The 12,005-nt window shown below is 65.8% G+C and carries 11 protein-coding genes; 8 read left to right on the forward strand and 3 right to left on the reverse strand.

The genetic code is table 11. The features are described 5' to 3' along the window. Position 1: 1 nt before the first annotated feature. The gene (locus FXB41_RS07520) at positions 2–937 is read left to right on the forward strand and encodes a carbohydrate kinase family protein (protein ID WP_219680976.1); all 936 of its coding nucleotides are present in this window, start codon (positions 2–4) and stop codon (positions 935–937) included. 171 nt (positions 938–1,108) lie between these two features. Here the strand turns inward: FXB41_RS07520 and FXB41_RS07525 are convergent, their stop codons facing one another. After that, positions 1,109–1,996, reverse strand: a complete 888-nt coding sequence (locus FXB41_RS07525; RefSeq protein ID WP_219680978.1) for a LysR family transcriptional regulator — start codon at positions 1,994–1,996, stop codon at positions 1,109–1,111. Between the two features lie 120 nt (positions 1,997–2,116). On the opposite strand from FXB41_RS07525, the gene FXB41_RS07530 reads away from it, so the two are divergent. The 7 genes from FXB41_RS07530 (at position 2,117) to FXB41_RS07560 (ending at position 10,368) form a co-directional block, all read left to right on the forward strand. After that, entirely contained in the window at positions 2,117–3,538 is a 1,422-nt protein-coding gene (locus FXB41_RS07530) for an amidase (RefSeq protein ID WP_219680981.1), read from the forward strand. A 96-nt stretch (positions 3,539–3,634) separates the two neighbouring features. Next, positions 3,635–4,585 (forward strand): ABC transporter permease, encoded by a 951-nt coding sequence (locus tag FXB41_RS07535; RefSeq protein WP_219680984.1) that lies wholly within the window; start codon positions 3,635–3,637, stop codon positions 4,583–4,585. After that, positions 4,582–5,475 carry an ABC transporter permease gene (locus FXB41_RS07540; protein WP_007593200.1) on the forward strand — a complete coding sequence of 298 codons (894 nt, stop codon included), beginning with the start codon at positions 4,582–4,584 and terminating at the stop codon, positions 5,473–5,475. The genes FXB41_RS07535 and FXB41_RS07540 overlap by 4 nt, the downstream gene beginning before the upstream one ends. A gap of 2 nt (positions 5,476–5,477) precedes the next feature. Beyond that, positions 5,478–6,491: an ABC transporter ATP-binding protein gene (locus tag FXB41_RS07545; protein ID WP_007593199.1), complete on the forward strand. Its 1,014-nt coding sequence runs from the start codon at positions 5,478–5,480 to the stop codon at positions 6,489–6,491. Next, the gene (locus FXB41_RS07550; protein WP_219680987.1) at positions 6,488–7,492 is read left to right on the forward strand and encodes an ABC transporter ATP-binding protein; all 1,005 of its coding nucleotides are present in this window, start codon (positions 6,488–6,490) and stop codon (positions 7,490–7,492) included. Before FXB41_RS07545 ends, FXB41_RS07550 begins: the two co-directional genes overlap by 4 nt. Positions 7,493–7,546: 54 nt before the next feature. Next, positions 7,547–9,040 carry an ABC transporter substrate-binding protein gene (locus tag FXB41_RS07555; protein WP_219680990.1) on the forward strand — a complete coding sequence of 498 codons (1,494 nt, stop codon included), beginning with the start codon at positions 7,547–7,549 and terminating at the stop codon, positions 9,038–9,040. 353 nt (positions 9,041–9,393) lie between these two features. Continuing rightward, positions 9,394–10,368: a magnesium transporter CorA family protein gene (locus tag FXB41_RS07560; RefSeq protein ID WP_219680993.1), complete on the forward strand. Its 975-nt coding sequence runs from the start codon at positions 9,394–9,396 to the stop codon at positions 10,366–10,368. Positions 10,369–10,411: 43 nt separating this feature from the next. On the opposite strand, the gene FXB41_RS07565 is transcribed toward FXB41_RS07560, so the two are convergent. Together FXB41_RS07565 and FXB41_RS07570 are read right to left on the reverse strand one after the other, a co-directional pair. Beyond that, positions 10,412–11,038, reverse strand: coding sequence for an alpha/beta hydrolase (locus tag FXB41_RS07565; protein ID WP_219680996.1), 627 nt, complete (start codon positions 11,036–11,038; stop codon positions 10,412–10,414). Continuing rightward, a complete protein-coding gene (locus FXB41_RS07570; protein WP_219681000.1) occupies positions 11,035–11,973 on the reverse strand; it encodes a ring-cleaving dioxygenase in 939 nt (312 codons plus the stop codon). Before FXB41_RS07570 ends, FXB41_RS07565 begins: the two co-directional genes overlap by 4 nt. Positions 11,974–12,005 lie beyond the last annotated feature (32 nt).

The raw sequence follows: 12,005 nt of genomic DNA on the forward strand, positions 1-12,005 counted from the left end.
GATGCTGATTTCATGCGGCGATGCGCTGATCGATTTCGTCCCGACGCGAAACACCGACGGGCGCGAAGCGGTGATGCCGGCCGTCGGCGGCTCCTGCCTCAACGTCGCGATCGGCATGGCGCGCCTGGGCGCGCCGGCCGGCTTTGTCGGCGGCATCTCGACCGACCTGTTCGGGCGCATGATCGCCGACCACGCCGCTGCATCCAATGTCGAGCTCGCGCTCGCCACCCGCAGCGAACACCAGACCACGCTCGCCTTCGTTCGCATCGTCGCCGGCGAGTCGCATTACGCCTTCTACGACGCCGAGACCGCGACGCGGAACTGGACCTACCGGCGCGGCTCCATTCCGTTCGATACTGTTGAAGCCCTCCATGTCGGCTCGACCACACTGGTCAACGACCGGGGCGCGACCGAGACCAGGACCCTGATCGCGGACGCACGAGCGTCCTCGACAATCTCCTTTGATCCGAATTGCCGGCCCAACCTCGTGAAGGACAAGCCGGCTTATCTCGCGCGCATGGCCGAGTTTGCGGCCAGCGCCGATCTCATCAAGATGTCGGACGTCGACTTTACCTATCTGTTCGCCGAGGAGCCGTATCACCAGCGTGCGAGCACGCTGCTCGCACGCGGCGCGAGCCTCGTCGTCATCACCCGTGGCGACAACGGTGCGCTCGCGTGGCATGCGGGGGCAGGGCAGATCGAGGTCGCCGCCCCCAAGGTCGTGGTCGCCGACACCATCGGCGCGGGTGACAGTTTTCAGGCGGCGTTGTTGTTCGCCCTGCACAAGCAGGGACGTCTCGCCCGACAGCAACTAAAGGATATCGGCGAGGACGAGCTCCGCCGCGCGCTGTCCTTTGCCGCCAATTGCGCTGGGCTGACCTGCACCCGTCCGGGCGCCGATCCGCCCTGGAGCCACGAGATCAGTTGGAGCTGGTAATTCGCTTTTTCCTTCTCCCCTTGTGGGAGAAGGTGGCGCGAAGCGCCGGATGAGGGGTTGCTTCCGCGAATTCACAAGCATGAGGTCACGCGCGGAGAGAACCCCTCACCCGTCTCGCCGCTACGCGGCGAGCCACCCTCTCCCACAACAAGGGGAGAGGGGAAGCACGCCTCACAGCCGAGCGACAGCCTTCTCGGCGCATTTCAGAAAAGTGCGGATCAGCGGAGTCTGGGAGTCGCGCCGCCAGCAGACCGCGATGTCGATGGAATCGCTTGCGTCCCGCAGCGGCCGGAACACGACCCCGCGCGGCGCCCCGAGCTGGGCGCAGGCGGGCAGGATGGCGAGGCCTTCACCGGCGAGAACCAGGCTCATCGCCGAATGTACCGTCTCCACCCGGCTCGCAATCGGCATCACGATCTGATGCCGCCGCAGCAGGGCCGCGACCGCGGAAGAGGAGGGGTCCCGCTCCGGCGGCGGCAGCGCGATCAGCGGACGGCCCTGCAGTCGTGTCATTGGCACCGCGCTCAGGCGCGCAAGCGGCGAACGGTTTGGCACCGCCAGCATGAACGGCTGCGCGCCGATCCGGGCCACCTGGATCTCGGGGTGGTTGATGGCTGGCATGCAGATCGCGACGGTGACGCTGCGGTCGAGCAGCCGCGCCTCGCGGGTCGAAGCACTGAGCTCGGCGAAATCGAGATCGATGCCGGGAATGCATCGCCGGAGCTCGGGGATGAGACGCGGCAGCATCGCGTTCGCCAGCACGAACATGTAGCCGACGGACAGCCGACCACGGCTGCCGGCCGCGACCGCGCGCGCGGCCTCGATGCCGTCAGCCGCCAGCGCCAGCGCCTCGCCGGCGCGCGCTAGCAGCGCCTGGCCCGCTTCGGTCAAATCCATGCCGCGCGTGCCGCGGCGGAACAGCGGCGCGCCGACCTCGGCCTCCAGCTTGCGGATCTGGACCGAGAGCGGCGGCTGCGCCATCCGCAGCCGCTCGGCGGCCTTGCCGACGCTGCGCGCCTCGGCGACGGCGACGAAATAGCGGAGCCGGCGAAGATCCATTGGCATACCGTAAACGTATGGGTTGGTGTTCAAAATCGTATTGGCGGCGAGTTAACAAAACTGTCATCCTGGCTGTCAATGCTATCGGCCACCGGCGGCCGGGTTCGGAGCGAAGTGACGATGAACGGTGATCCCTGCCTGCTGTCCGCAACCGTGCTGCGCGGCCTCATCGCGACAAAGCAGATCTCGCCCGTCGAGCTCACCCGCGCGGTGCTCGCCCGCGCCGAAGCGCTCCAGCCTGAGCTGAACTGCTTCATCACGATCTGCGGCGACGAGGCGCTTGCCGCCGCGCGCGAGGCCGAGCGCAAGCTGATGGCCGGCGGGCCGCTCGGCCTGCTGCACGGCATCCCCGTCACCGTCAAGGACATTGTCAACACCAAGGGCGTGAAGACCAGTTTCGGCGCCATTCCCTACAAGGATAACGTGCCGACCGAGGACGCTGTCGCGGTCGCGCGGCTCCGCGCGGAAGGCGCCATCCTGATCGGCAAGACCACGACGCCCGAATTCGGCAGCAAATGCCTGACCGACTCGCCGCTGTTCGGCCGCACCCGCAATGCGTGGAGTGCCGAGCGTTCCTCCGGCGGCTCCAGCGGCGGCGCGGCGGTGGCGGTGGCGAGCGGCATCGCGCCGCTGGCGATCGCGACCGATGGCGGCGGCTCGACGCGAATTCCCGCCGCCTGCAACGGCGTTGTCGGGCTGAAGCAGAGCAACGGCGTCATCCCGCATAGCCAGGCGCTGGACGTGTTCGGCAACCAGACCTATGTCACACCAATGACTCGGACCGTCGCCGACACCGCGCTGATGATGCAGGTGATGGCCGGCGAGGATTCTTGCGATCCCTGGTCGATCGGCGTTCCCGTGCCCGACTTCATCGGCACGCCCGCCCCGCGCGGTGATCTGCGTGGTCAGAAAATCCTGTACTGCCTGTCGCCGCCCGGACGCCCTGTCTCTGCCGACGTCGCAGCCGGCTTCAAGGTGAGCCTCGATCGGTTGGCAGGGCTCGGCGCCGAGCTCGAGGAATTCTCCGGCGAGGGGTTCGACATCGAGCCGATCTGGCGCGCCATCAATCACACCGTCTGGCGGACGCGCTTTGCAAAACTCGCGGCCGAGCATGAGGACGCGCTGAGCGAGGCCTTCCTCAAGCAGCTCGCGCTTGCCACCGACGTCAGCGGCGTCGCCTATCAGGAGGCGATGTTCGCCCGCACGGCGCTGTTCCGCCGGGTGCAATCCCTGCTTGCGCGCGGGCATTTGCTGGCGATGCCGACCATCACCCGGACCGCCCTGCCGATCGATCAGGATCTATTCGGCACCATCGAGATCGACGGCAAGCACTTTGACAGCGTCCGGCCGCACTGGTTTCCCTGGACCATGCCGTTCAACATGACCGGACACCCCGCGATCAGTCTGCCCTGCGGCTTTGGCCGCGACGGCCTGCCGATCGGCTTGCAACTCGTGGGCCGCTTCCGCAGCGATGCTGACTTGCTGCGCGCGAGCGCGTTGTTCGAAGCCTCGCATGACCTCCTGTCCCGCTGGCCGGCTTGAGGAGAGGGACATGCAAAGGACTTGTTCGCAAAGCACTTGCCTCCGATGCCCGGACATGTTGATCGTGCTGCGGATGAGCCCTGAATCCGAGCGCGCATGAGCGTATTTGTCCTCCGACGTCTGCTGACCTTGCTGGCGACACTGGTCGGCGCGTCCGTGATCATTTTCCTGGTGCTGGATGCGCTTCCGGGCAACGCCGCGCAGATGCTGATGGGCGCCGACGCCTCGCCAGATGCGGTCCGCGCGCTCACGGTCAAGCTTGGGCTCGACCAGCCGCTGGCGGTTCGCTATCTGCAATGGATCAAGGGGCTGCTCGTCGGCGATCTCGGCAACTCCTATGTCTACGGCACGCCGGTCGCAAGCCTGATCGCGGAACGGCTGGTGCTGACCATTCCGCTCGCGATGATGTCCATGCTGATCACGGTGACGCTGGCGCTGTCGGCCGGCATCTACACCGCCGCCAACCACAACAAGCTCGGCGACGTCGGCGTGATGTCACTGACGCAGGTTGGCATCGCGCTGCCGAATTTCTGGTTCGCGATCCTGCTGGTGCTGTTGTTTTCGGTGCGGCTGCAATGGCTGTCCGCGGGCGGCTTTCCCGGTTGGGAGGACGGCATCTGGATCGGGATCAAGTCGCTGCTGCTGCCGGCGGTATCGCTCGCGGTGGTGCAGGCCGCGATCCTCGCACGCGTCACGCGCTCGGCGGTGCTGGAAGTGCTGCGCGAGGATTTCGTCCGCACGGCGCGCGCAAAAGGGCTCGGCAAGCGCGAGGTGCTGTGGAAGCACGTGCTGCGCAATGCCATGATTCCCGTGATGACGGTGATGGGCCTGCAATTCGCCAATCTGCTCGCCGGCACCATCGTGATCGAGAACGTGTTCTATCTGCCGGGCCTCGGCCGCCTGATCTTCCAGTCGATCGCCAACCGCGACCTCATCGTGGTGCGCAACTGCGTGATGCTGCTCGCGACCATGGTCGTCATCGTCAATTTCGTGGTCGACGTGCTCTATGCCTTCGTCGATCCCCGCATCAAGGTCCACGATCTGTGAGCGCGCCGCTGACCACCCTCGTCGATGCGCCGGCCACAGCGCGCCCTCTGCCGGCCCGGACCTTCTGGCGCCGCGCGCTGCGTCATCGCAGCTTCGTGCTCGGCGGCGCGCTGAGCCTGCTGGTTCTCGCCTCGGCGCTGCTGTCGCTGCTGTGGACGCCTTGGTCGCCCTATGAGATCGACATCGCCGCAAAGCTCCGGCCGCCCTCGGCCGCGCACTGGCTCGGCACCGACGTCTTCGGCCGCGACATCGTCTCGCTGCTGCTGGCCGGCGCCCGCTCCACCATCATGGTCGGCATCATCGCGGTCAGCATCGGCCTCACCTTCGGCGTCTGTCTCGGTCTGATCGCGTCGGCCAGGCGGGGCTGGACCGAAGAAATCATCATGCGCTTCTCCGATTTCACCTTCGCCTTTCCGGCCGTGCTCTCCGCGATCATGCTCGCCGCGGTCGCGGGGCCGGGCATGGTGACCTCGATCGTCGCCATCGGCATCTTCCAGATCCCGACGCTGATCCGGCTGACGCGCGGCTCGGCCAACGCGATCTGGGCGCGCGAATTCGTGCTGGCCGCGCGCGCGGCAGGCAAGGGCAAGTTTCGCATCACCATCGAGCACGTGCTGCCCAACATCCTGTCGATCCTGATCGTGCAAGCGACGATCCAGTTTGCGCTCGCGATTCTTGCCGAAGCCGCCTTGTCCTATCTCGGTCTCGGCACGCAGCCGCCGCAGCCGTCTTGGGGACGGATGCTGAACGACGCGCAGACGCTGCTGTTCCAGTCGCCGATGCTCGCGGTCTATCCGGGCGCTGCGATTGCAATCGCGGTGCTCGGCCTCAATCTGCTCGGCGACGGACTGCGCGATCTGCTCGACCCTCGATTGGCGCGGGAGCGATGAGGATGGGTGAGCGCTCGACCATGCCGCTGATCGAGGTTGCGAACCTGGGCGTGCGCCTCAACACCAGCCGCGGGCCGGCCCAGGCTGTGCGCGGCGTCAGCTTTGCCCTGAAGCGCGGCGAGACGCTCGGGCTCGTCGGCGAATCCGGCTGCGGCAAGTCGGTGACGGCGTTGTCGCTGATGGGGCTGCTGCCGGACAGCGCCGTCGTCACCGGCAGCATCAAGCTGGATGGTGGCGAACTCGCTGGTTTGTCGGACGCGGATTATTGTCGGCTGCGCGGAAATCGCATCAGCATGATCTTCCAGGAGCCGATGACCGCGCTCAATCCGATGCACACGATCGGCCATCAGGTCGCCGAGCCGCTGCGGCGTCACAAGAAATACTCGGCATCGCAGGCGCGGCGAGAAACGATCGCCTTGCTCGACCGCGTCGGGCTGCCCGATCCGGCGAGGCGCGTCGATGCCTATCCGCACCAGTTCTCCGGCGGCCAGCGTCAACGCGTCACGATTGCGATGGCGCTCGCCTGCGAGCCGGACCTTCTGATCGCGGACGAGCCGACCACGGCGCTCGACGTCACCATTCAGGGCCAGATCCTCGACCTGATCGCCGATCTGGTCGAGGAGCGCGGCATGTCGATGATCCTGATCTCGCACGATCTCGGCGTCATCGCCGAGAACGTGCAACGCATGATGGTGATGTACGGCGGCACGATCATCGAGAGCGGACCGACCGACGAGGTGTTCCGCCGGATGGGACATCCGTACACGCAGGGCCTGTTCCGCGCCCGGCCGAAACTCGGCGCACGCAAGGGGACGCGGCTGACGACGATATCGGGCACGGTCCCGGAGCTCGCTGATCTGCCGTCCGGTTGCACCTTCGCCGATCGGTGTCCGCTCGTGATCGAGCAGTGCCGGGCCGCGCTTCCACCGATGGTGGACGTCGGACCCGGCCATTTCGTGCGCTGCATCCGGACCGACGTGTCCATGGCTGAACGCGTCGGAGCGCTGACCGCATGAGCACGGCGCCTCTTCTCGACGTGAAGGACCTCGAGCAGCGCTACACGCTGCCGCGCGAAAGCGTGTTCCGCCCGCCGGGGCAGGTGCGCGCGCTCAACGGCGTCAGCGTGCGGGTCGACGCCGGCAAGAGCCTCGGCATCGTCGGCGAATCCGGCTCCGGCAAGTCGACTTTCGCGCGAGTGGTGATGGCGCTGGAGCGGCCGACATCGGGGCAGGTCGCGCTGCTCGGCCGCGACCTCAACCGCATCTCCGCCGACGAATTGCGCCGCGCCCGCCGCGATTTCCAGATGGTGTTCCAGGATCCCTACGGATCGCTCGACCCACGCCAGACCATCGCGCGTATCGTCGCCGAACCGCTCACCGTGTTGGAGGGGATTGATCGTACGACGCTACGTGCCCGCGTCTCCGCGGTGCTGCGGCAGGTGGGCCTGCGCGATGCCGATACGGAGAAATATCCGCACGAATTCTCCGGCGGCCAGCGCCAGCGCATCGCTATTGCGCGCGCGCTGATCACCCAGCCGAAGCTGATCGTCGCCGACGAGCCGGTCTCCGCGCTCGACGTCTCCGTGCAGGCGCAAGTCTTGAACCTGATGCAGGACCTCCAGGAGCAGTTCGGTCTCAGTTACGTCCTGATCAGCCACGATCTCGCCGTCGTCGACTATCTCTGCGACGAGGTCGCGGTGATGTATCTCGGCCGTGTCGTCGAGCAGGGGCGGCCGGAGGATTTGTTCGAGCGCTGCGCCCATCCCTACACGCGAGCGCTACTGGATGCCGTGCCGCGGGTGCGCGCCGGCGGCGGCCGGCGCCGGCGCGGGGCCCAGGCGATTGCCTCGCAATCGGCGGTCGCGACCGGGTGTCCCTATGTCTCGCGATGCGCGCTGGCCGATCAGCATTGCCGCGAGGTTCTGCCTGAGCTACGCAAGGTGGGCGAGACGCATCTGGCCGCCTGTCACAAGGCGGAAGCCGTGATGGCGTTGCCGCAATTGCCCGTCGAAGGTTAGCGTCCGCGCCGGGATTGGCGTAGGTTGGGACAACAGAAGGCCCGGGAGTTACGCATGTTCAGGAAATTATTCGTCGTTGCATGTGCCGCTGCGTTTGCTGCGGCACCGTTGCCGGTACTGGCGCAAGGCAAGAAGGACAGCGTCGTCATGGGCATGACGCTGGAGCCCCCCGGGCTCGATCCGACCAACGCCGCCGCATCGGCGATCGCCGAAGTCACGCTCTACAACATCTACGAGACGCTGACCAAGATCAACGAAGACGGCTCGACCTCGCCATTGCTGGCGGAGAGCTGGACGGCCTCGCCCGATCTGAAGACCTATACGTTCAAGCTGCGCAAGGGCGTCAAATTCCACAATGGCGAGCCGTTCGACTCGGCCGCGGTGAAGTTCTCGTTCGAGCGCAATGCTGTCGCCACCAGCACCAACAAGGACAAGAGCCTGTTCCAGAGCTTCGAGTCCGTTGCCGCGCCCGACGCCGACACGGTCGTGATCACCCTGAAAAACCCCGAGCCGAACTTCCCGTTCTTGATGGGGCAGGCAAGCGCCTCGATCGTCGAGCCGAAAAGCGCGCCAACCAATGTCACGCAGCCGGTCGGGACCGGACCTTACCAGTTCGGCGCCTGGGCCAAGGGGTCGTCGATGACCCTGAACAAATGGGCCGACTATCGCAACGCATCCGCGATCAAGCTCTCCAAGGTGACGATCCGTTTCATTTCCGATCCCGCGGCTCAGGCCGCGGCGCTGCTCTCGGGCGACGTAGACGCTTTTCCGCGCATCGCGACTCGCGTCGTTGCCCAGTTCAAGGCCGACCCGCGCTTCACGGTGCTGATCGGCGGCTCCAAGGCCAAGACCATTGTCGCCATCAACCATCGGAAGAAGCCGCTCGACGACGTCCGCGTTCGCCGCGCGATTCTCGCCGCGATCGACCGCAAGGCGATCATCGAGGGTGCCGTCGAAGGATTCGGCACGCCGATCGGCAGCTTCTACACGCCGGGATCGCTCGGCTATGTCGATACCACCGGCATCAACCCTTACGATCCCGAAAAGTCCAAGAAGCTGCTCGCCGAGGCTGGAATCACCGCGCCGCTCGAGCTGTCGCTGAAGCTGCCGCCGCCGCCCTATGCGCGGCAAGGCGGCGAGATTGTCGCGGCCCAGCTCGCCAAGGTCGGCATCATCGCCAAGATCGAGAACGTGGAATGGGCGCAATGGCTGTCGCAGGTGTTCGCGCCCAACGGCCCGCATAATTTCGACCTCACCATCGTCAGCCACGTCGAGCCCTTCGACCTCGTCAAGGTCACCGAGCCGGACTACTATCTCGGCTACAACAACGAGGCCTTCAACGCATTGTACAAGCAGATCGTGTCAACGCCGGACGACACGGCGCGTGCCAGGCTTCTCGGCGACGCCCAGCGTATGCTGGCAACCGACGCAGCCTCCGCCTACCTGTTCCAGCCGCAATGGCCCACCGTCGTCAGCAAGAAGCTGAAAGGCGTCTGGAAGGAAGTCCCGCAGTTCGAGAACGATTTCTCGACATGGAGGTGGGAGTAGCGTCGCGCAGGTCGATTGCGCGATTTCGGTGACGATCTCTCCCAAAGGACGAGATCGTCACGAGACCGGTCCAAACAAAAACCTGAAAAACAACCCCATGCACAGTAGCCGGGGATAGTCATTTCAATGGCTTGCGCGTCACGCGAATTGAAATGGTTTGCGGCGATGCCGTTGACGCGTCGGGCAAAACACTGGCATGATGGCATGATCGAAGAAGGCCGCGGCCGCTTGGTTTGATTGCGCCGGCCCGATGCTCCCCCCGACTTTGAACGTTCGGAACCCTCATGCGTTAGCTCGGCGCAGGATGGCCGCAGGCCGTGCGATCCGGCGCGAGGGTATGCGGAGTTCGATTCTTGCTCAAGCTGTACAGGTGGCCATCCGACGACTGGCAGAAGATCGGCGCGGAGATGCCGTCCGAGATCATCTGGGCTGATCTTTTGGACGCGACCGCTGAGGAAAAGCAGTTCGTCGAACGATTGCTCGGGATACGCGTTCCGTCCGAGGATTCGCTCAGCGAGATCGAAGCGTCGAGCCGCCTGATCCTCGACAACGGCACGCTCTATCTCAGCTCGCCGGCGGTCCGGCTCAACGAGGACAGCGAGGCCGAGATCACGCCGGTGGGATTCGTCATCGGCCCGCGCGTGCTGGTGACGGTGCGCTTCGCGCAGTTGCCGATCTTCGACGACATCGGCAAGCGTATCGGTTCCGATGACAGCCTGGAGAACGGCATGTGCGTGTTCACCAGCCTGGTCGAGGCCATGGTCGACCGCGGGGCCGATGTTCTTGAGCATCTCGGCGCGAAGGTCGACAGGCTCTCGCGGGGCGTCTTCAAGGGCGGGCTCGTCCGCACCAAGCGGCCGGTCCGCTCCAGCCGGCGGATGCGCGAGGCGCTGGAGAACATCGGAGAGCTGGCCGATCGGCTCGCCAAGGCGCGCGATGTCCTGCTTGGCGTCGGCCGCGTCGCCTCGTTTGCCGGCGATGTCGGGAGCGAGTGGATCACGCCCGCGTCGAAAAAGCGTCTCGAGGCCGTCTCGAAGGATGTCGCTTCGCTCGGCGATTACGAGACGCGATTGTCGGACAAGATCCAGCTTCTGCTCGATGCGGTGCTCGGCTTTATCAACATCCAGCAGAACGAGCTGTTCAAGATCCTGACGATCGTCTCGGTCGTGGGCGTGCCGCCCACGATCCTGGTCGGCATCTGGGGCATGAACTTCAAGCACATGCCGGAGCTGGACTGGACGTTCGGCTATCCGCTGGCCTGGCTTGCCATCATTGCCAGCGGCGTGCTGCCGCTGATCTGGTTCAAGCGGCGCGGCTGGTTCGAATGAAATAGCGGCGCACCGTTCGACAACGATGCGCCGCTCTTCGGGATCAGACGACTTCGGCGGCGAATGTGCCGATCCAGTCGCGGGCGAGCGTCAAATCGGCTTGCGACAATTGATGGCCTGCCGGCAACACTTTGTGTTCGACCCGCGCTCCGGCTTCCGACAACAGCGAGGCAAGCTTCGCCGAATTGTTCGCCGGAACGATCGGATCAGCCTGCCCTGACAGAAGCAGGACGGGCTTGCCGCCAAGCTCGGCCTTCGGCGGATCCGACAGCGGCACCATGGCGCGCAGCAGAATCGCGCCTGCCAGCACGTCCGGCTTCAACAGCAACAGCGCGGCTGCGATGTTGGCGCCGTTGGAGAAGCCGACCGCGACCGGCGCGGCGAGGCCATATCGCTGCCGCGCCTCCGCGACGAAGCCGCCGAGTTCGTGCGCGCGGCGGCGCACGTCGTCCTCGTCGAACACGCCCTCGGCAAGGCGGCGGAAGAAGCGCGGCATGCCGTGCTCGAGCACGCGGCCGCGCGGCGAGAGCAGGTCCGAGCCGGGCGAGATCATCTTGCCGAGCCCGAGCAGATCGTTCTCGTCGCCGCCGGTGCCGTGCAGCAGCAGGAGCGGAGGGGAGCCCGCGCCGGTCGCGGGCTCGAAGCGATGGACGAATGAATTCTCGGTCACGACACCCTCTCTTCCAAATTGGGCAGAACACCCTCGATCTGCTTGCGCTGCGCTTCGAGGAAGCTCGGCAGCTTCAGGTCGCGTCCCAGCGTCGCGACGGGCTCGTCGACGGCGAAGCCGGGGATATCGGTCGCGATCTCGAACAGCACGCCGCCAGGCTCGCGGAAGTAGATGGAGCGGAAGTAGTTGCGGTCCCTCTGCTCGGTCGGATGCAGGCCGTGATTGCTCACGAGCCTTTGCGCCATCTTGCCCTGCTCGGCATCGTCGGCCGCGCGGAAGGCGATGTGATGCACGGAGCCGCCACCTTGGTGCCCGCGCAAAAAGCCCTTGGCCTCGTAGATGTCGACGACGCTGCCTTCGACGTCGCCCGGCGCCTTGAAGCGGATCACCGAGCCTTCGCGCGCCGTCTCCTTGAAGCCGAACACGTCGGTGAGGACGGCCGCCGTCTTTGCCGCGCTGTCGAGCAGCAAGGTCACGCCGTGGAAGCCGCGGATCGCATGCTCGGCGGGGACGTCGCCATTGCTCCAGCCGGGCTCGCTCTCGGCACCGGGAATGCCCACGAGCGCGAGTGCCATGCCATCGGGGTCCGTGAACGGCAGCACGGATTCGCCAAAGCGCTTCTCCAGCGCCTCGTAAGCGATGCCCTTCTCGACGAAGCGCTGCGTCCAATAGCCGAGCGAGCGTTGCGGCACGCGAAAGGCAGTCTGGTGGGTCTCGCCGACGCCGCGCCGCCCGGCCGGCACACCGGCCCAGGGGAAGAAGGTCAGGATGGTGCCGGGGCGGCCGGTCTCGTCGCCATAATAGAAATGATAGGTGCCGGGATCGTCGAAATTGACCGTCTTCTTGACGAAGCGCAGGCCGAGATCACGGGTGTAAAAGCCGAAATTCCTGATGGGATCGCCCGCGATCGCGGTCACATGGTGCAGTCCAGACATGGTCGTCCTCCAGAACTTGGGGAGCGGTCTTG

It is taken from the genome of Bradyrhizobium canariense (genome assembly GCF_019402665.1).
Taxonomy (GTDB): Bacteria; Pseudomonadota; Alphaproteobacteria; order Rhizobiales; family Xanthobacteraceae; genus Bradyrhizobium; species Bradyrhizobium canariense.

What these genes read in the sequence shown, in the direction of transcription:
- FXB41_RS07520 (WP_219680976.1), top strand. Translation starts at nt 2, where the DNA reads ATGCTGATTTCATGCGGCGATGCGCTGATCGATTTCGTCCCGACGCGA.
- FXB41_RS07525 (WP_219680978.1), bottom strand. Translation starts at nt 1,996, where the DNA reads ATGGATCTTCGCCGGCTCCGCTATTTCGTCGCCGTCGCCGAGGCGCGC.
- FXB41_RS07530 (WP_219680981.1), top strand. Translation starts at nt 2,117, where the DNA reads ATGAACGGTGATCCCTGCCTGCTGTCCGCAACCGTGCTGCGCGGCCTC.
- FXB41_RS07535 (WP_219680984.1), top strand. Translation starts at nt 3,635, where the DNA reads ATGAGCGTATTTGTCCTCCGACGTCTGCTGACCTTGCTGGCGACACTG.
- FXB41_RS07545 (WP_007593199.1), top strand. Translation starts at nt 5,478, where the DNA reads ATGGGTGAGCGCTCGACCATGCCGCTGATCGAGGTTGCGAACCTGGGC.
- FXB41_RS07550 (WP_219680987.1), top strand. Translation starts at nt 6,488, where the DNA reads ATGAGCACGGCGCCTCTTCTCGACGTGAAGGACCTCGAGCAGCGCTAC.
- FXB41_RS07555 (WP_219680990.1), top strand. Translation starts at nt 7,547, where the DNA reads ATGTTCAGGAAATTATTCGTCGTTGCATGTGCCGCTGCGTTTGCTGCG.
- FXB41_RS07570 (WP_219681000.1), bottom strand. Translation starts at nt 11,973, where the DNA reads ATGTCTGGACTGCACCATGTGACCGCGATCGCGGGCGATCCCATCAGG.